Annotated in this window: 17 protein-coding genes and 3 tRNA genes; 8 read left to right on the forward strand and 12 right to left on the reverse strand. The window is 59.2% G+C overall.

The features are described 5' to 3' along the window. Positions 1 to 966: 966 nt before the first annotated feature. Positions 967 to 1,638, reverse strand: a complete 672-nt coding sequence (locus AB4Z20_RS22955) for a Bax inhibitor-1/YccA family protein (protein ID WP_214512834.1) — start codon at positions 1,636 to 1,638, stop codon at positions 967 to 969. A gap of 124 nt (positions 1,639 to 1,762) precedes the next feature. Between AB4Z20_RS22955 and AB4Z20_RS22960 the strand changes: the two genes are divergently transcribed. From AB4Z20_RS22960 to AB4Z20_RS22970, 3 genes are all read left to right on the forward strand, one after another. Continuing rightward, positions 1,763 to 1,850: transfer RNA gene (locus tag AB4Z20_RS22960), tRNA-Ser, on the forward strand. A 124-nt stretch (positions 1,851 to 1,974) separates the two neighbouring features. Further along, on the forward strand, positions 1,975 to 2,829 hold the full coding sequence (locus tag AB4Z20_RS22965) for a prohibitin family protein (protein WP_214512835.1): 855 nt from the start codon (positions 1,975 to 1,977) through the stop codon (positions 2,827 to 2,829). A 267-nt stretch (positions 2,830 to 3,096) separates the two neighbouring features. Continuing rightward, positions 3,097 to 4,893 (forward strand): DAHL domain-containing protein, encoded by a 1,797-nt coding sequence (locus AB4Z20_RS22970; protein WP_442090659.1) that lies wholly within the window; start codon positions 3,097 to 3,099, stop codon positions 4,891 to 4,893. Between the two features lie 140 nt (positions 4,894 to 5,033). Here AB4Z20_RS22970 and AB4Z20_RS22975 read toward each other — a convergent pair whose 3' ends face one another. Next, complete coding sequence (locus AB4Z20_RS22975) at positions 5,034 to 5,225, reverse strand: hypothetical protein (RefSeq protein ID WP_013693334.1); 192 nt, start codon at positions 5,223 to 5,225, stop codon at positions 5,034 to 5,036. Positions 5,226 to 5,328: 103 nt separating this feature from the next. Then, positions 5,329 to 6,228 (reverse strand): polysaccharide deacetylase family protein, encoded by a 900-nt coding sequence (locus tag AB4Z20_RS22980; RefSeq protein WP_253474656.1) that lies wholly within the window; start codon positions 6,226 to 6,228, stop codon positions 5,329 to 5,331. Positions 6,229 to 6,458: 230 nt separating this feature from the next. Here AB4Z20_RS22980 and AB4Z20_RS22985 point away from each other — a divergent pair, with 230 nt between their 5' ends. From AB4Z20_RS22985 to AB4Z20_RS22995, 3 genes are all read left to right on the forward strand, one after another. After that, on the forward strand, positions 6,459 to 6,713 hold the full coding sequence (locus AB4Z20_RS22985) for a DUF6555 family protein (protein WP_003201754.1): 255 nt from the start codon (positions 6,459 to 6,461) through the stop codon (positions 6,711 to 6,713). Between the two features lie 154 nt (positions 6,714 to 6,867). Continuing rightward, entirely contained in the window at positions 6,868 to 7,098 is a 231-nt protein-coding gene (locus AB4Z20_RS22990; RefSeq protein ID WP_003201752.1) for a hypothetical protein, read from the forward strand. A gap of 121 nt (positions 7,099 to 7,219) precedes the next feature. After that, positions 7,220 to 7,645 carry a hypothetical protein gene (locus tag AB4Z20_RS22995; protein ID WP_253474653.1) on the forward strand — a complete coding sequence of 142 codons (426 nt, stop codon included), beginning with the start codon at positions 7,220 to 7,222 and terminating at the stop codon, positions 7,643 to 7,645. A gap of 25 nt (positions 7,646 to 7,670) precedes the next feature. Here AB4Z20_RS22995 and AB4Z20_RS23000 read toward each other — a convergent pair whose 3' ends face one another. After that, a complete protein-coding gene (locus tag AB4Z20_RS23000) occupies positions 7,671 to 7,898 on the reverse strand; it encodes a PLD nuclease N-terminal domain-containing protein (RefSeq protein WP_003201749.1) in 228 nt (75 codons plus the stop codon). Positions 7,899 to 7,986: 88 nt separating this feature from the next. Beyond that, positions 7,987 to 8,172: a hypothetical protein gene (locus AB4Z20_RS23005; protein ID WP_253474650.1), complete on the reverse strand. Its 186-nt coding sequence runs from the start codon at positions 8,170 to 8,172 to the stop codon at positions 7,987 to 7,989. 285 nt (positions 8,173 to 8,457) lie between these two features. Between AB4Z20_RS23005 and AB4Z20_RS23010 the strand changes: the two genes are divergently transcribed. Continuing rightward, positions 8,458 to 8,820 (forward strand): NUDIX hydrolase, encoded by a 363-nt coding sequence (locus tag AB4Z20_RS23010; protein ID WP_003201745.1) that lies wholly within the window; start codon positions 8,458 to 8,460, stop codon positions 8,818 to 8,820. A 117-nt stretch (positions 8,821 to 8,937) separates the two neighbouring features. On the opposite strand, the gene AB4Z20_RS23015 is transcribed toward AB4Z20_RS23010, so the two are convergent. The 3 genes from AB4Z20_RS23015 to AB4Z20_RS23025 all read right to left on the reverse strand — a co-directional run bounded on the left by AB4Z20_RS23015 (position 8,938) and on the right by AB4Z20_RS23025 (position 9,931). After that, positions 8,938 to 9,384 (reverse strand): hypothetical protein, encoded by a 447-nt coding sequence (locus AB4Z20_RS23015; protein ID WP_413817780.1) that lies wholly within the window; start codon positions 9,382 to 9,384, stop codon positions 8,938 to 8,940. A 193-nt stretch (positions 9,385 to 9,577) separates the two neighbouring features. Further along, positions 9,578 to 9,664: transfer RNA gene (locus AB4Z20_RS23020), tRNA-Leu, on the reverse strand. Positions 9,665 to 9,857: 193 nt separating this feature from the next. Further along, positions 9,858 to 9,931, reverse strand: a tRNA-Cys gene (locus AB4Z20_RS23025). Positions 9,932 to 10,324: 393 nt separating this feature from the next. On the opposite strand from AB4Z20_RS23025, the gene AB4Z20_RS23030 reads away from it, so the two are divergent. After that, positions 10,325 to 11,104, forward strand: a complete 780-nt coding sequence (locus tag AB4Z20_RS23030) for a TSUP family transporter (protein WP_092143641.1) — start codon at positions 10,325 to 10,327, stop codon at positions 11,102 to 11,104. Here the strand turns inward: AB4Z20_RS23030 and nudC are convergent. The 4 genes from nudC to AB4Z20_RS23050 all read right to left on the reverse strand — a co-directional run bounded on the left by nudC (position 11,072) and on the right by AB4Z20_RS23050 (position 17,528). Further along, positions 11,072 to 11,902 (reverse strand): NAD(+) diphosphatase, encoded by an 831-nt coding sequence (gene nudC, locus AB4Z20_RS23035; protein ID WP_214512840.1) that lies wholly within the window; start codon positions 11,900 to 11,902, stop codon positions 11,072 to 11,074. The genes AB4Z20_RS23030 and nudC overlap by 33 nt on opposite strands. Before the next feature lie 6 nt (positions 11,903 to 11,908). Beyond that, entirely contained in the window at positions 11,909 to 12,721 is an 813-nt protein-coding gene (locus tag AB4Z20_RS23040; RefSeq protein ID WP_003201737.1) for a crotonase/enoyl-CoA hydratase family protein, read from the reverse strand. 215 nt (positions 12,722 to 12,936) lie between these two features. Next, the gene (locus AB4Z20_RS23045; protein ID WP_258691169.1) at positions 12,937 to 14,427 is read right to left on the reverse strand and encodes an efflux transporter outer membrane subunit; all 1,491 of its coding nucleotides are present in this window, start codon (positions 14,425 to 14,427) and stop codon (positions 12,937 to 12,939) included. Then, complete coding sequence (locus tag AB4Z20_RS23050) at positions 14,424 to 17,528, reverse strand: efflux RND transporter permease subunit (protein WP_442090660.1); 3,105 nt, start codon at positions 17,526 to 17,528, stop codon at positions 14,424 to 14,426. The genes AB4Z20_RS23045 and AB4Z20_RS23050 overlap by 4 nt, the downstream gene beginning before the upstream one ends. Between the last annotated feature and the right edge of the window lie 87 nt (positions 17,529 to 17,615).

Raw genomic sequence — 17,615 nt, forward strand, 5'->3', positions numbered from 1 at the left:
ATTTTCTTGCTTTGGGGTGTATATCCGTTTTTGCGGTAACGGCTGCTGGCGGTTCCGCTCTTACAGCGGGTCACTTTTGGAAGAGCCGGGAGCCGGACCAGCCAAAAGTAACCAAAAACGCTTTGCCCCACCACTCGGTGCCTCGCCTAGGCTCGGCATGCCCTCACTCCGGCATTGCTCCATGGCCCAGCGCGGCTATCCCGGCATCCATGCCGGGATACCCACTCCACAATGCCTGCGTTCGGCCAGCGTGGTTAACGGGGCGCCGAGATCAACGTCCACCGCGAGGCGGCCTAACAGCCGACCTAGTTCTGGGTGGGACCGCGTTTCTCCTGTGGGAACTCCTCCTGTGGGAGCGAGCTTGCTCGCGATTGCAATTCATCATTCAATCCAAATATTGACTGACACACCGCTATCGCGAGCAAGCTCGCTCCCACAATAAGATCGGGGTACGGCCGGAGAGATAGGCCAGCTGTTAGGCCGCCTCGCGAGCAAGCTTTACTCCCACAGATCAGACGGGTGTACGACCGGGAGAACCAGGCCGGCTGCCAGGCCGCCTCGCTTTTGATCTTGATCTTGATCTGGGGCGCCCCGTTAACCACGCTGGCCGAACGCAGGCATTGCGCAGTGGGCACCTCGGCATGGATGCCGAGGTAGCCGCGCTGGGCCATGGATGGCCCTTCGCGGCGGCCCACGGAGCAATGCCGGAGTGAGGGCATGCCGAGCCTAGGCGAGGCACCAAGTGGTGGGGCAAAGCGCTTTTGGTTACTTTTGGCGCTTTTCCAAAAGTGACCCGCTGTAAGAGCGGAACCGCCAGCAGCCGTTACCGCAGAAATGGATATACCCGAAAAAAAACGCAAAACGAAAAACCAAAAAAAAACGGCGCTTTTCATTTCTGAAAAACGCCGTTGTTTCTATGTGAACAGCATCACGCCGAAGCGGGCTGCTCACTCATCACAAATGCAATCAGTCGTCACGCCCCATCAGGCCGAACAGCTGCAGCAGGCTGACGAACAGGTTGTAGATCGATACATACAGGCTGATGGTGGCCATGATGTAGTTACGCTCGCCGCCGTGAATGATGGCGCTGGTCTGATACAGGATGCAGACAGACGAGAACAGCACGAAGCCGGCGCTGATCGCCAGTTGCAGGCCGCTGATCTGGAAGAAGAAGCTGGCCAGCGTCGCCCCCAGCAACACGAAGAAACCTGCGGTGATGAAGCCACCCAGGAAGCTCATGTCCTTGCGGGAAATCAGCACGTAGGCCGACAGGCCACCAAATACCAGTGCGGTCATTGCGAAGGCCGAGCTGACCACTTCGGCACCGCCCTGCATTTGCAGGTAGCGATTGAGGATCGGGCCGAGCAAAAAGCCCATGAAGCCGGTCAGGGCGAAAGCCGACACCAGGCCCCAGGCCGAATCACGGAGTTTGTTGGTGAGGAAGAAAAGGCCGTAGAAACCGATCAGCACGACGAAGACGTTCGGGTAACCCACCCGCATCTGTTGTGCGACGTAGGCCATCACACCGCTGAAAGCGAGCGTGAGTGCCAGCAGGCCATAAGTGTTGCGCAGGACGCGGCTAACCTCTAGCTGCTCAGCCTGCACGCTGTTGTTCACTGCGTAATCCTGTTCGCGCATGGCGACACTCCTCCGGTTTTGAAACATTCAGTGGCAAGGATCATAACAGACGCTCTGTAACAAGCTACGTAGAGAGTTTGACAGTGTGTTTCATTCGGGTATTATGGCGCCCGCAACGCAATATGGAGGTGTGGCCGAGTGGTTTAAGGCAACGGTCTTGAAAACCGTCGACTGTAACAGGTCCATGAGTTCGAATCCCATCGCCTCCGCCATTTTCTAACGTTAAAGCCCTGATTATTCAGGGCTTTTTCGTGTCTGGCATTCAGAATGCCGATTGCAGCTTCAACATTGGACACAGCTATGGCAAACCCTCCCCAGCCAATCAAGGAAAGAAAAGTGACCAGTAAAACCATCGGTTCCATCCTTGCTGCAATCGCGGGCATCGTCCTGTTGTGCGTGTTCTTTGGCAGTTGGTACACGATCGACGAAACCGAGCGTGGTGTGCTGCTGCGCAACGGGGCGCTGGTCGGCGTCATTGAACCGGGACTGTCCTTCAAGACGCCATTTATCGAGTCGGTACGACTGATCAGCGTCCAGAGCCAAGTGACGGCTTATGAAGACCTGCAGGCCTACAGCAAGGACCAACAGTCCGCCCAGCTCAAGGTGTCCGTGTCCTGGCATATCGCGCCTTCCGATGTCGCGAAGGTCTATACCCAGTTCAAGGACCTGGAAGGTATCCGCGACCGGATGATCAGCCGCCAAGTGCCTACCCAGGTGGAAAACGTATTCGGCAAGTTCAACGCCGTGGCTGCCGTGCAGAACCGCGTCCAACTGGTCAACGATATTTCCACGGCCATCAAGGCCACCATTACCGGCCCCGTGATCATCGACAGCGTCCAGGTCGAGAACATCGACTTCAGTGATGCCTACGAAAAAGCCATCGAAGCGCGCATGGCCGCGGAAGTCCAGGTCAAGACCCGCGAGCAACAGCTCGCCACCGAACAGGTGCAAGCACAGATTCGCGTGACCCAGGCCCAGGCAGAGGCCGATTCGCAAGTTGCGCAGGCCAAGGCCGATGCACTGGCGACCGAGTTGCGCGGCAAAGCCGAAGCCGAAGCCATCAAGGCGCGGGCCCAGGCCCTGGCCAGCAACCAGAACCTGGTGGAACTGACCAAGGCCGAACGCTGGAACGGTGTCTTGCCAACCACCGTGCTGCCAAACGGCACCCTGCCCTTCATCGACATCAAGTAACGCCACGGGCGCGGCCTGCCCGGCCGCGCCTGCTTCACTGCGGCGCACTCGCGCAGCAGCATCGCCCCTCTCGTTAGCGCTACACTCAGCCATGAACCCGACGTTCATCGTTAGCAGGGAGCCCAACGTGTACCCAGGCCACAGCAAACCGGCACACCAATCCGTACGACGTTTACCTTTCCCCTCTTCCGGCTCCTCCCTCGAGCATCTCTCCCCCCTCGGGAATTCACCGACTCCTTCGATAAGCGCCCTGAACAGGAGAATAGCGTGACCACTATTATCAAAAAATATAAATGGCCCGCCCTATTGGCCGTCGCGCTGATTGTGTTTGCTGCACTGATATTCTTTTTGATCAAGTCATACACGTACGACTCATCGACCTACTTCGAATCCCGCGACTTCATTCGCCAGCTCAAGCAGGCCGACGCTAACTGGAACGTCAAGATCCTCAGGAAAAAGATCGGCGTGAACAACAACCTGTCGTTGGCACCGCCGCTTGAGGCCGGCAGTCGATGGGAGCAGTTGGAGCAGCTCAATAACACTGGCCCACTGGCAGCTCTTTGGGCGTCCAGACGCAACGGCTACGTGGACGCGGTCAAGAACAAAACGGTGCTGGTCGATCAATTCCAGCAACACAACGCCAATCTACGCACCGCCCTGGATGCGTTGCCGATGGTCGAGGACGGTATTCAAACCTTGCTCGACGGGATGAACGCCGAAAGCCCGACGGAACGTCTGGCAACAGCTTCCAATGTTCGTGAGCTGACACTGACGACGCTGGAGTACGCACTTTATGTCACCTCGGACAAAGCCGAGGAAGTGCAGCGCCAATTGAGTGATCTGGAGAAGTACGTCGACCGACTGCCCGCGACCAGCCAGCCCCTTTTCATTGCCCTGGCCCAGCACGTCAAATCTGTTATCCAGGAACAACCGATCGTCAATGATCTGCTGGATCGCATCAGCGTGATTCCAGTGGCCCAGGAACTGGACAGCATCACCGAACTATTGAACGAGACCCAGCGCAGGACCGCCGCTGCGGACCGTCAATACCATATCTACCTGGGCGCGTGTGCCAGCCTCATGGCGCTGTTGATGATCTACCTCGCGGTGCGGCTGGTTCGCAGTTACGCCGTCATCAACCAGATCAACCAGCAACTGCAAACGTCCAACGAGCGGCTCGAAGAGCGCGTGCAGGAGCGCACCCGCGAGCTGATGGAGGCCGAGCGCGAACTGGTGGATGCGGCCCGAATGGCGGGCATGGCCGAAATAGCCACGAATGTGTTGCACAACGTCGGGAATGTGCTCAACAGCGTGAACATTTCAGCCGAACTCGTAACCCGCAAGTTGAGGAACAGCAAGACGATCGGGCTCACCAAGGCGGTCAAAATGATGAATGAACATGCCGAAGATCTTGGCCAGTTCATCACCCATGATGAAAAAGGTCGGTTGCTGCCGCGTTACTTCAACGAACTGGTCGACTCCATCGCCGCAGAACAAACCGTGCTTATCGATGAGCTGGCGCAGTTGACCAAGAGCATCGATCACATCAAGGAAATCGTCACCACTCAACAAACCTATGCAGGGGCCGCCAGGCTGATCGAACCGCTCAATGTCAGCGATCTGTTCGAAGATGCGCTACGCATGAACTCGGGCGCGCTCAGTCGGCATCACGTCACCGTCATCAAGGAATATCAGGACGTTCCTGCGATCATGGGGGACAAGCACAGGTTGCTGCTGATCCTGATCAACCTGATCAGCAACGCCAAATTCGCGATGTCGCACATCAGCGAGCATCCGCGGGAGATGACCCTGGGGATCCGCATCCTCGACGAAACGACACTGAGCCTGAGCGTCAAGGACCGAGGCGAAGGCATTTCCCCGGAGAACCTGGCCCGCATCTTCAATCACGGTTTTACGACCCGCAAGGACGGCCATGGGTTTGGCTTGCACAGCTGCGCCCTGGCGGCGGTTGAAATGAATGGCCGCCTCCATGTACAGAGCGACGGACCGGGGCAAGGCGCCCTGTTTACCCTGGAAGTCCCGCTGGAACTGGCCCGCGCCTGATCACAGCTGACCCAACGCCATCGCGAGCAAGCTCGCTCCCCACAGGGGATTTTTGGTGAACAACCGGAAAAATCGTGGGAGCGAGCTTGCTCGCGATAGCGGCCTACCTGTCACCAAGAGGCTGGCTGTACCGGCCCCATCTATTTCGTATTTACAGGCCGGCCGCTACGGGCCCTTCGGGTCGGCAACGCGGCGGCGTAGGCCAGCGCTTCCTCACGGGAAGCAAAGGAACCCAACCGGTCAGCCTGGGTGCAGACCCTCCACGGGCCGCTGTTTACGCTAAGCACGTCATAACCGTTGATGTGCATTTTCGTCAGCATCGCAGTACTCATTGGTCACCTCCGACTTTAACCAAGGGTGCACGGCCTACCATACACGCGGATTGCGCCGGGCGACCAACCGAATGTCGCGACACCCGCCGCATTCGTGGCGCCCTCAGTGGGAGTCCGAATCCCACAACCAGTCCCACAGCCCCGGCAAATGCACGGGCTCGGTGCTGTGATCGACTGTCCGCGCCAAGGCTGCTCGCTCCAGCGCCTGGTGGTCATCATAGAATGGCTTGGCGTCGGTCCTCACGCCGGTAGCCTTGGCACTGTCGAGCAGGATTTGCAGGTATTCGCGAGCATGCCGGGCGGTATAACGATTGATGTCGTGAAACGTCACCACCACCGGAATCACTCCGTCCACCGCTGGCAGTTGCCCGACGGCGATGCGCTCGCGCACTTCGGAAAGTTGCCGGGTCAGGTTGATCCGCCGCCGCGGGCTCATGGTGATGCCCCAGACTTTGCCGTCATTTGCGCTCAAGTCGGTCAACAGAATGTGCAGGCCATGTTGTCGGTAGGCGGCCGCGGTGCGCTTGTCGAAGCTCCAGAATGGCGGCCTCACCAAGATCGGTGCCGCGCCGCTAATGGCGGCGATATCGCTCCCGCCATTGCTGAGCGATTGCTCCAGCTCATCAGGGCTCAGCGACCGGTGATTGGTGTGCCAGTAGGTTGCCGTATGAAAGGCCAGCACATGACCTTCCTGCTGTTCACGGCGCATTACCGAGCGGCCAATATCACTGCCACCGGCCCGTGGTGCGCGGGTCTGCAGGAAAAACACCGCCTTGATGCCGGGCTGTACCGGATTGTCTGCCAGTGCGTCGAGCACCTCCAGGCTAGGGTTCCAGATAGACGAGGCGCTGGGCCCATCATCGAATGTCAGCAGGAAACGGATCGGGGGTTGTTCGCGCAAGCGTTGCTCGGTTTGCGGCGTCAGTTCGATGGGGGCGCCAATGCAGCCCGACAAACCGATGGCGAGGGCTGCGATGAACAGCACCCTGGCGATGTTTTTCATGTTTTGCCTTTTGTTGATGCCGCACTGCGTCGCCTTTGATCCCTGGCCCATGGTGTTGAAGCTCATCTTGGAGAAGGGTAACCGGGTTTGGTTCCTTGCCGCGAGTTCCGACTGTTTTGCTGCTGCTCGATGCATGAGCCTGGGCGGAATTAATTTGACCGTCTGGAAATTCGATGGAATTTTCCGAATGCCTTTGTATCCATCCGTATAGGACTAATTAGGGAGGATTTATGGGCGGGCCATCGCTTTACATCATCGACTACATACTCCATGGCGAACCCAAGTCATTCATTATTCGCGCAGAAGTGATGAATAACTCCGAGGCTTGGCATTGGGCCAGTTGCGACGCAGGGGTCGGGCGCATACCGAAATTCGGGAGAGAAAAGGTCAAGCGGGTCTCCAAGCCCCTTGCTGAGAAATACGGTATTACCGACGTGCGCTGGCGGGCGAGCGTCACGCCGTCCTGGGTCAAGGAGTCCAGCTGACAACACAGGGATTGTTTCCGGCACGCCGGCTGTCTAGCCGGACGCCGGATTCTTCGACGGACCTGAAATAACTCAACTACGCTTAAACCACGGCGCAGCCCGCCCCCCTGGCGGGTTTTGTGCTGCCTCATCAACCCCTGAATGGAGGTGTGACATGTCCGAAAAAGAGTCCATCACCACCCTGCTCACCTTGCTCGAATCGCGTCAGGCCAGGCTCACGGCAGCCTGCAAGGAAATCGCCGACTGGGTCGACCACCAAGGTGGGCATCCCACCGCAGTGCGCATCCGGGACCGGCTCAACGACATCGACAAGGACGCTCCGTCGATCCAGAGCGCGCTGACGTCGCTCAAGCCTGCTGAACCCCCTCTACCCAAGTTTCGCTGACGCGCTGCGCCAGCCCCGTTTCTCCCTGAGTTCTACCGGTTGGAAAACTGATGGAACGTGGGCTTTTTTTGCACCTCGAAATTGATAGGCACCGGTGCAGAATCCGCAAAGGGAGAAACTCATGAATGCCAGAATCCTGCTATTGATCGTTTGCGCGAGCCCCGCCGCCGCCTTGGCCCAAGGCTGCGACGTCATCACACGGTCCCAGAGCCAGGCAGTTCCAGTGATCGAAAGCCACAGTTGCTACGAATATAAAGGCATGCCCGCCGAAACCCTCGATTGGTCTTGCAGCAATGAAAGCAAGGGAACGCTCACGACCCAAAAGCGTAAAGTCGAGCGTTGTGCCGAGGGATACGTGGCGACATGCCAGGCGAAGCCGACCCAGGAAGCGTTGGCCAACCCGCACGCAACCAGCAAGGACAAGCGCGGTGGGTCGGCCACCCTTCCCGATAATGCAAAAGTGACGTGGTACTACTACGGCGTCGAGCAGTTGCAGCAGGCCCAGGAAGACTGCGAAACCACCGGCGGCAATTGGATAAACCGGTGAGGTGGCTCCCACAGCCGCTTCTCGGCTAGCCCTTGCTGTGCTCTGGCGATGACGGACCTTCCTTGACTCCGCGAGGCCCGGCTACGCCCCAGATGACCAGGCCCAGCACTGGCAAAACGATCAGCAGCAGGGCCCAGCCCGCCTTGGTCCCGACCGACTTGTCGCTTCGAAAGACACTGACGATCGCCCACAAATCGACGAGCAGCAAAAGCACCGCAACAGCGATCCAGAAATAACTGGCTAATTCAGACATGGCCTAATCCTCTTGTCGGTTCAAGGATTAGGCAGAGCCGTTGAGGCGCCGTTCAAAGAATTTGCACCTTCGGGACGCGCATTGGCAGCTATCCCCGCTCGTTCAGATAAGCGACCCATTGCTCATAGGCCTCATGTTGACGCTGGACCGCCTCATCCCAGGTCGATCCGCTCATTTGATGAACACATATGAGCTTCATCATTTCCGATGTCGCCGTATCGAGCTCTACCAGGAGCTCATGGGATTTGAGCTTGAAGTCTTCAACGGTGGTCATTTCTCGCTTCCTTCCCCTATCGGGGCCGGCCAATGCACCCAACATGGATTCATTTTTTTGAAGCTGATTCATTTGAGGCGATAACCGGTCGAAAACCTAGTGCTAGCGGTCGGAGAGATTGAGTGAAGCGATGACAGGCACAAATAAGCTCAGTGTTTCCCGTTCCGTCGCGGTCGTAGTGGATAAGACCTTGAAAAACTCGACATTTGAACGAAGCAGCTAATGCCAGGCGCAAATATTGCAGTTATATTTCACTTTAATGACAGTCACAGATCGAGCACCTCCATGAAAATTCGAGCGACCGTCATCTGCGAGGAAAATCGCCACATCCTCCTGGTTCGCAAAGCCAATAGCCGCTGGGCGTTGCCAGGCGGTACCGTCGAGCGCGGCGAAACCCATGCAGGGGCAGCCATCCGGGAGTTGGCAGAGGAAACCGGCCTGGACGTCGAGAACCTGCTCTACTTGATGCGAATCAGTGACGGGCAGACCGAACATCATGTGTTCGAAGCATCGGTCAGCGACTCGACGGCGGCCAAGCCACAGAATGAAATCAGCGATTGCCTCTGGCACCCGCTGGACGCCATTGCCCAACTGCAAATGAAAAAGGGGACGCGGGACATTCTCGAGGCGTTTCGGCGGCGGTTGTAAGGCGCCGGCACCGACGGTCAGCATCAAACAGGTTGCATGAGGAATATCATGCAACCCATTGTTTTATAAAAATTAGATGATCAAAAGTCTGCCCTCAAACCGCTGGGGACAACGGGCTCACTTCTTCTGCCAGGCAGTACTGATCGGATTCACCACAGTATTTTTTTCCTGCGTATAGGTCCCATTCTGCTGGGCTATCGCCTCGCCAGTGTCGACAATTGCGTTCTGGATAAATACGTTTTGTGCATCACCTCGAATAAAGGTGAGCTGGTGATACGCCGTTTTATTTCCCCAGTCCGGGGAAGGCAGGGAGATGAACTTCACGGTGTATGTCTCGTCGGTGTGTTGGCCCTGCAAGACGTAGACACCGTAATGGTTTTCTCCCTGAGAGATGATCTTGTACAAACCGTTGCTGTAGTAATAAATTTCCGCATCGGGAAAAGGCTTCTTATCGTACATTTTCCGATAGTGCAGAACCTGCTTGACGGTCGGCTCGCCAAAGTTCACGGCCAGCGTTTTCCCATCAACGGAGGTTGTCTCCCCGGCGTCAGCGCTGCTGCTCATCAAGGCCAATAGACTCATCGTTGCGATTGTTTTCACTCGTTACCTCTCCATGGTTAAAGGATCTCGACACCCAGTGTAGAGGCTTGCGCTTGAAAATACCCGCAGGCTTGGACTCCATTTCCGCAGCAATTTCCAGAAGCAGAAACGAACAAGGGTTTGCATTAGCTTTCGCCCGCAAACCCTTGATTTTAGATGGTGCCCGAAGCCGGAATCGAACCGGCACGCCCTTACGAGCGGGGGATTTTAAGTCCCATGCGTCTACCAGTTTCGCCATTCGGGCGGTAGCGCGGTTAGCCATGGAAACATCGGCAAAATCCAATGACCGATGTGCTGGCTGGTGCAGCAAGAGGGGGAATATATACATCCCTCCCCTGCGAAGCAAGGTAGCTCATGTCCTTTTCAAGACAAAAGCTTTCAATGCTTCGCAAATAAAAAAGCTCCGTAAATCATAGATCTACAGAGCTTTTTAAAAGTGGAGGCCGAAGTCGGAATCGAACCGGCGTAGGTGGATTTGCAATCCACTGCATAACCATTTTGCTATTCGGCCTCAGAACGCTTGATGCGATGCTGCTACATCAACCGCGGTACAAACCTGATCAGGATACAGGGCATCTAGGTGCCGCTATCTCCTTGAAAACATTGAGATTTTTTACGTCTCAGTGCGTTCGATGGGCGCAATTATGTACTCATTTGCCTAGGCTGACAACCCCTTGATTTCAAAAAAAAATCGTCCAGCGGCCCAGCTTCCGCCAGACAAACACATTCGGCTGTCAGGTGGCGGGTGGAAGGCTTTTGGGGCTGCTGCGCAGCCCAGCGGGAGCAAGCTCCCTCGCCACGGGAATGTCGCCGATCCTAGAGGCTGTCGCAGCCCTGCACCATTATGGGTAACATACCGGCCTTCCCCGCAGCCCTTCTGCGACCTGCTAAATAAGCCTATTCCATGCCTTTTGAACTCAGCGTTGACCTCACTACCCTCGCTATCCTTGCTGTTGTCGCCTTCATTGCCGGTTTCATCGATGCCATTGCCGGTGGCGGTGGGTTGCTGACCACGCCAGCCCTGCTGACGGCAGGCTTGCCGCCTCATCTGGTCCTGGGGACCAACAAACTCAGTTCGACCTTCGGCTCGGCGACGGCCAGCTTCACCTTCTACAAGCGCAAGCTGTTCCACCCAAGGCAGTGGACTCATGCCCTCGTCGGCACCCTGGTCGGGGCCCTGACCGGCGCCATCGTCGCCCATTACTTGCCCGCCGAGTGGCTGAACAAGATGCTGCCGGTGATCGTCTTCGCCTGCGGTTTGTACCTGTTGTTCGGCGGCACGCCCAAGGCACCACTGGACAGCGACGCACCGATCAAGAAGACATGGCAGTCGCCCCAAGGCTTTAGCCTGGGTTTTTATGACGGCGTGGCCGGGCCGGGTACGGGGGCGTTCTGGACGGTGAGCAGCCTGCTGCTCTACCCCATCGACCTGGTCAAGGCCAGCGGTGTGGCCCGCAGCATGAACTTCGTCAGCAACATCGCGGCGCTGTCGGTGTTCATCTTTTCCGGGCAAGTGGACTGGGTCATCGGCCTGAGCATGGGCCTGTCGGTGATGATCGGCGCGTTCTTCGGCGCTCGCACCGCCATCAGCGGCGGTGCGAAGTTCATCCGACCGGTGTTCATCACCGTGGTGCTGGGCTTGACCGTGCGCCTAGCCTGGCAGCACTGGTTCAGCGTGGCCTAAGCGCCGCGCCACATACAGGTCGATCAGGTAGCGGGCGATGGAGCGCGAAGCCGGCAACGGTGGCAGGTCATGGACGTTGAACCACTGGGCGTCCTCGATTTCATCTTCCTGGGGCACAATGTCGCCACCGGCATATTCAGCGTGGAAACCGAGCATCATCGAATGGGGGAACGGCCAGCACTGGCTGCCCATGTACTGGATGTTCTTCACCTCGATGCTGACTTCTTCGCGAACCTCGCGCACCAGGCAATCCTCAGCCGACTCGCCAGGCTCGGCAAACCCCGCCAGGGTGCTGTAGACGCCCGGGACGAAACGCGGCGAACGGGCCAGCAGGACTTCGTCGCCGCGGGTAATCAACACGATCATGCTCGGTGAAATCCGCGGATAGTGCCGCAGCTCACAGGCGTCGCAATACATGGCCCGTTCCAACGGAATCTGGCTCATGCGCTTGCCGCAACTGCCACAGAAGCGATGCTCCCGGGCCCAGGTGCCGATCTGCGCGGCATAGCCCAACACTTTGTAGAGTGTGTGGTCATCCTCGAGCATGAACGCCCGCAGGCCTTTCCAGTTACAGCCTGGGATGTCCAGCGAGCTGTGCAATTCCAGCAGGTAGACCGGCTCGCCATCCAGGTGACCGATGCCGTGCTCGGCGAGAATCGACAGGTCTTGGCGCTTGAGCCATTCGCGGGGAAACAGCGCGCCGTTGTCATCGAACAGAAAGCCCTCAGGGCTACGGGCAACGGCCCAGCCGCCAGCAAGAGCGGTATCGAGTACTGCGGTGGTCCAGCGTGAAATCATGGTCAATCAATCCTGAAATTCAGGTTTCTGTTTGCTCATATGGGCGGCCATGGCCACGCGCAGGTCGGTCGATTGCAACATGGCGGCGTTCCAGGTGGCGACGTATTCCAAGCCGTCGTCGATGCGGTGGTCGCGCATGTAGCTGATCATTTCCTTGGTACCGGTCACGGCAATCGGCGACTTGGCGGCGATTTCCCGGGCAATGCCCATCACGCCGTCGAGCAGGCTGGCGGTGTCGCTGTAGACACGATTGACCAGGCCGATGCTGCGCGCTTCGTCGGCACCGAAGGTGCGCCCCGTATAAGCGAGTTCACGCAGCATGCCGTCCCCGATGATCCGGGGCAAGCGTTGCAGTGTGCCAACATCGGCGGCCATGCCGATATCGATCTCCTTGATGGAGAACTGGGCGTCCTCGGCCGCGTAACGCATGTCGCAGGCGGCAATCAGGTCGATGGCCCCGCCCAGGCAGTAGCCCTGGATCGCCGCGAGCACGGGTTTGCGGCAGTTGTCCACGGCGTTGAACGAGGCTTGCAGTTGCAGGATCTTGCGCCGCAGCAGGCGTGCATTGCGCCCTACGTCCTTGCCCAGCTCGTTGGCCACGCCCGCCAGCATCATCAGGTCGATCCCCGAGGAAAAATGCTTGCCGGCGCCGCTCAGCACCACCACCCGTGCAGCATCGGTGTCGTCGATCCATTGGAAGATCTCGATGATCTCGCTCCAGAACGCGGCGTTCATCGAATTGATCTTTTCCGGGCGATTGATCTGCACATGGGCAATGTTGTCTGCAAGTTCGACGTTGAACGCTTGGTATTGCGACATGGCAGTGATCCTTTACCGGCTGAAAAGAGGCTTGAACTATAACAAGCCAGCGCGACAGGACGTAGGCAGTGCATCGGCCAAAAGCGGGACTGGCCTCACCGCAAGCCATTGTGGGAGCGAGCTTGCTCGCGATGGGGCCAGCTCAGTCAACATTTCTGCAAGCTGACCCACCGCTATCGCGAGCAAGCTCGCTCCCACAGGGACAGTGGTGGGTATCAGTCCGCTGGAGCTTGTTCGCTCGCCTGCAGTTGCCCGTCCCAACCACCCCCCAGCGCCGCAATCAACTGCACGCTGGCAATCAATCGACTCTGCTGCAGGCTCAGCACACTGCGCTCATTGCTCAAGGCCGTGGCCTGGACGGTCACCACGTCGAGGTAGGCAATCAACCCTGCCTTGTACTGGTTCTGCGTCAAGCGCAGGGATTCCCGGGCGGCGTCCAGGGCTTCCTGGCGTACGCGGGCTTCGTCTTCCAGCACCTTGAGCTGGATCATGTAGTTTTCCACCTCGCGCAAGCCGTCGAGCACGGTCTGGCGATAGGTGGCGACGGTCTGGTCGTAGGCTGCGACAGTACGGTCGACCTCTGCCGAACGCTGGCCGCCATCGAACAGCGTCATCGCCAGTTGTGGCCCTACCGACCAGAAGCGGTTCGGCACGCTCACCCAGTTGTCGTAGGTACTGCTGCTGTAGCCGCCACTGAGGCTCAGGGTCAGGTCTGGGTAATACGCGGCCTTGGCGACCCCGATGTTGGCGTTGGCGGCCATCACCGAGCGTTCTGCCGAGGCGATATCCGGCCGGCGTTCGAGCAGTTGCGACGGCAGCGCCACCGGGATCTGCGGCAGCGACGGGATGTCCTGGGTCTCGGCCAGGTTGAACTCGGCCGGCGGCAGGCCGACCAGCACGGCAATGGCGTTTTCAAACTGGGCCCGTTGCCAGATCAGGTCGATCAGGTCGCCCTGGGTGGTCTTGAGCTGGTTTTGCGCCTGGGCCACCGCGTCCTTGCCGGACACCCCGGCGCGGTACTGGTTTTCGGTCATTTTCAGGGAGCGCTGATAGTTGTCGACGGTGGTCTGCAACAGGCGCTTCTGTTCATCGATCACCCGCAACTGCAAGTAGTTCTGCACCAGTTCCGATTGCTGGCTCAGGCGCATCGCCGCCAGGTCGGCAAAACTGGCTTGCGCGCTCGCCTCGTCGGCTTCCAGGGTGCGGCGCAACTTGCCCCATACATCCGCCTCCCAGCTGACGCCGGCCTGGGCGTTATAGGTATCGCGAATGCCGCTGGACGAACTGCTCAGGCTCGAACTGCTGCTGCCGGTGCCCTGGCTGGAGCGGGTCTTGCCAACGGTCAGGTCCACGGTGGGGAAAAATGCGCCACGGGCGTTGCGCACCAGTGCCCGGGCCTGCCGGTACTGGGCGTCGGCCTGGGCCACGGTCTGGTTGGACGCATTGAGCTGGTCCACCAGGCCATTGAGTTGCGCATCGCCGTACAGCTCCCACCAGGCGCCCCTGGCCAACGCATCGCTGGGGTTGGCCTGGCGCCAGCCCTGGGCCTCCTTGTATTGCACCGGGGCGGCGGCCTGGGGACGTTGATAATCCGGGCCGACGGCACAGGCACTGAGCATTGCCACGCACAGCACCAGGCTCAGCACCCGCGAGCCACGGGCAGTCGCCAGTGTTGCGACAAGATTGAAAGGCGAACGGTCGGTCATAGCGGAGTTTCCAGGGCAGCATCAGTGCGCACGCCGCGCCAGCGATTGAAGCGATGGCGCAGTTTGTCGAGATAGAGGTAAACCACCGGGGTGGTGTAGAGCGTCAGTACCTGGCTGAACACCAACCCACCGATGATGGTGAGGCCCAGTGGCCGGCGCATTTCCGAGCCCTCGGCAGCACCGAGCAACAGCGGCAAGGCGCCAAGGATCGCCGCCAGCGTGGTCATCAGGATTGGCCGCAATCGCAGCAGGCAAGCGCTGCGGATCGACTCCAGCGGCGTCTGCCCGGCGCGTTCGAGTTGCAGCGCCAGATCGATCATCAGGATGGCGTTTTTCTTCACCACGCCGATCAGCAGGAACAGCCCCAGCAGCGAGATCAGGCTGAACTCGCCACCCAGCGCGTAGATCGACAGCAACGCGCCGACCCCGGCCGATGGCAACGTAGACAGGATGGTCAACGGATGGATGTAGCTTTCATAGAGCACACCCAGCACCAGGTACACCGCCAGCAATGCCCCGAGGATCATGAACGGCTGGCTCTTCTGGGTGGCTGCGAACGCATCGGCGGTGCCGGCCATTTTCGCGATGACATCCTCGGGCAACCCAAGCTTGGCAAGTGCACGCTCGATGGCCGCAGTGCCCTGCTCCACCGTGACACCTTCGGCCATGTCGAAGGAGATGCCCTCGGACGCGAACTGGCCTTCATGGCTGACCCGGTCGTCCTCCAGGCTGTTCTCGTAGTGGGCAATGGCCGACAGCGGTACGCGCGCGCCATCGGCGGTGATCACCTGGACCTGCTCGAGGGTACTCGGGTCCTGGGCATACTTGGGATTGACCTCCATCACCACCTGGTACTGGTTGAGGCTGTCGTAGATGGTCGAGATCTGCCGCTGGCTGTAGGCGTTGTTGAGCACCGCGGTAACCATGTCCATGTCGATGCCCAGGCGCTTGGCCTGGTCGCGGTCCACCACCAGCGTCACCTGCTGCGCCCCACCACCGTCGCGGGCATCGATGGCGGTGAGTTCCGGCAAGGCCCGCAAGGCCGCCACGACCTTGGGATACCACGCGCGCAGCGACGCCAGGTCAGCGCTTTGCAGGATGTAGGAATACTGCGAGGTGGTCTGCTCGCGACCGCCACCGAACTGCAGGTCCTGGTCGGCCATCAACATCAACTGAGCGCCGGGGACCTTGGGCATTTCTTTACGAAGGCGCTCGATGACCTTTTGTGCAGAAATATTACGCTCCTTGATCGGCTTGAGGCGCACCAGCATGAAGGCGTTGTTGGTACCGTTGTTGCCACCGATGAAACCCGCGACGCTTTGCACCGCCTCGTCCTTGAGCACGGCGCGGCGGAAAATTTCCATTTTCGGCTGCATCACGTTGAACGACAGCCCGTCGTCGCCGCGTACAAAACCGATCAACTGGCCGGTGTCCTGCTGCGGCATGAAGGTTTTCGGCACCACCACATACAACGCGACGTTCACGCCGATGGTCACCAGCAGGCTCAACAAGGTCAGGCGTCGATGGCGCAGCACCCAGTCCAGGCTGATCGCGTAACCACGGACCATCCGCTCATTGAGCCGCTGGCTCCAGCGCTGCAGGCGGTTTTCCTGCCCCGGCACGTGAGGCTTGAGCCAACGGGCACAAAGCATCGGTGTGAGGGTCAACGAGACCACCAGCGAAACCACGATGGACGCCGCCAGGGTGATGGAAAATTCGCGAAACAGGCTCTCGATGATCCCGCCCATGAACAGGATCGACAGGAACACCGCCACCAGCGAGACGTTCATCGACAGCAAGGTGAAACCCACCTCTTCAGCCCCCCTGTACGCCGCCGTCATAGGGGGGACGCCTTCGTCGATATGCCGGGAAATGTTCTCCAGCACCACGATGGCATCGTCCACCACCAACCCGGTCGCGAGGATCAACGCCATCAAGGACAGGTTGTTCAGGGAGAAACCGTACAGGTACATCACCGCAAACGTGCCCACCAGCGACACCGGCACCGCCAGGGTCGGGATCAGCGAGGCGCGGAAGTTGCCGAGGAACAGGAACACCACCAGCACCACCAGGGCCACGGCGATCAGCAAGGTCATTTCCGCTTCATGCAGGGTGGCCTTGATCACCGGCGAGCGGTCCATCGCCAGGTTCAGCTTGACGCTGGCCGGCAGCACGGCCTGTAACGCCGGCAGTTGCGCCTTGATTTCGTTGACCGTCTCGATGATGTTGGCCCCGGCCTGGCGGTTGATCACCAGCAACACGGCGGCATCGTTGTTGAAGAAACCGCTGTTGTAGCGATCCTCGACGCTGTCGGTGACTTTCGCCACGTCCTTGAGTCGCAGTACCGAGCCATCCTGGTAACGGATGATCAGCGTTTCGTAGTCCTTGGCCTTCTCCAGTTGATCGTTGGCCTGGACCTGCCACATGCGCCGATCGTCCTCCACCGACCCCTTGGGCCGGCGCACGTTGCTATCGGCAACGGCGGTGCGCACATCATCGAGGGCCACGCCGTACTGGTTGAGCAGATGTGGTTCCAGTTCGATGCGCACCGCCGGCAACGAGCTGCCGCCGATCTGTACCTCGCCGACGCCCGAAACCTGGGACAGGCTCTGGGACAGGATGGTCGAAGCCAGGTCGTAGAGCTGGCCTTTTTTCAACACATCCGAGGTCAGCGACAGCACCATGATCGGCGCCTGGGACGGGTTGACCTTCTTATAGGTCGGCATACTGCGCATGCCGCTGGGCAACAGGTTGCGCGACGCATTGATGGCCGCCTGCACTTCCCGGGCGGCACCGTTGATGTCACGGTCCAGGTCGAATTGCAGGATGACGCGGGTAGAACCCTGGCTGGAACGGCTGCTCATGGTGTTGACCCCGGCGATGGCGCCGAAGGAACGCTCCAGGGGCGTAGCCACCGTCGAAGCCATCACCTCGGGGCTGGCCCCTGGCAAGTTGGCCTGGACCACGATCACCGGGAAATCCATTTGCGGCAGCGGCGCAACCGGCAGCAGCCCGAAGCTCACACCACCGAGCAGCATGATGGCGAAGCTCAGGAGCATGGTTGCTACGGGGCGGCGGATGAAGGGGCCGGAGAGGTTCATTGACGGCCGCTCCAGACTTCAAGCCACTGGCAGCAAGAATTGGCGGGGCTTTTGTGGCGAGGGAGCTTGCTCCCGCTATGTGGGAGC

Source organism: Pseudomonas sp. KB_12 (assembly GCF_052114545.1).
GTDB lineage: Bacteria > Pseudomonadota > Gammaproteobacteria > Pseudomonadales > Pseudomonadaceae > Aquipseudomonas > Aquipseudomonas brassicacearum.

Coding starts and splice junctions, on each gene's coding strand:
- AB4Z20_RS22955 (WP_214512834.1), bottom strand. CDS start 1,638: ATGCGCGAACAGGATTACGCAGTGAACAACAGCGTGCAGGCTGAGCAG.
- AB4Z20_RS22975 (WP_013693334.1), bottom strand. CDS start 5,225: ATGAGTACTGCGATGCTGACGAAAATGCACATCAACGGTTATGACGTG.
- AB4Z20_RS22980 (WP_253474656.1), bottom strand. CDS start 6,228: ATGAAAAACATCGCCAGGGTGCTGTTCATCGCAGCCCTCGCCATCGGT.
- AB4Z20_RS22985 (WP_003201754.1), top strand. CDS start 6,459: ATGGGCGGGCCATCGCTTTACATCATCGACTACATACTCCATGGCGAA.
- AB4Z20_RS22990 (WP_003201752.1), top strand. CDS start 6,868: ATGTCCGAAAAAGAGTCCATCACCACCCTGCTCACCTTGCTCGAATCG.
- AB4Z20_RS22995 (WP_253474653.1), top strand. CDS start 7,220: ATGAATGCCAGAATCCTGCTATTGATCGTTTGCGCGAGCCCCGCCGCC.
- AB4Z20_RS23000 (WP_003201749.1), bottom strand. CDS start 7,898: ATGTCTGAATTAGCCAGTTATTTCTGGATCGCTGTTGCGGTGCTTTTG.
- AB4Z20_RS23005 (WP_253474650.1), bottom strand. CDS start 8,172: ATGACCACCGTTGAAGACTTCAAGCTCAAATCCCATGAGCTCCTGGTA.
- AB4Z20_RS23010 (WP_003201745.1), top strand. CDS start 8,458: ATGAAAATTCGAGCGACCGTCATCTGCGAGGAAAATCGCCACATCCTC.
- AB4Z20_RS23015 (WP_413817780.1), bottom strand. CDS start 9,384: ATGAGCAGCAGCGCTGACGCCGGGGAGACAACCTCCGTTGATGGGAAA.
- AB4Z20_RS23030 (WP_092143641.1), top strand. CDS start 10,325: ATGCCTTTTGAACTCAGCGTTGACCTCACTACCCTCGCTATCCTTGCT.
- nudC (WP_214512840.1), bottom strand. CDS start 11,902: ATGATTTCACGCTGGACCACCGCAGTACTCGATACCGCTCTTGCTGGC.
- AB4Z20_RS23040 (WP_003201737.1), bottom strand. CDS start 12,721: ATGTCGCAATACCAAGCGTTCAACGTCGAACTTGCAGACAACATTGCC.
- AB4Z20_RS23045 (WP_258691169.1), bottom strand. CDS start 14,427: ATGACCGACCGTTCGCCTTTCAATCTTGTCGCAACACTGGCGACTGCC.
- AB4Z20_RS23050 (WP_442090660.1), bottom strand. CDS start 17,528: ATGAACCTCTCCGGCCCCTTCATCCGCCGCCCCGTAGCAACCATGCTC.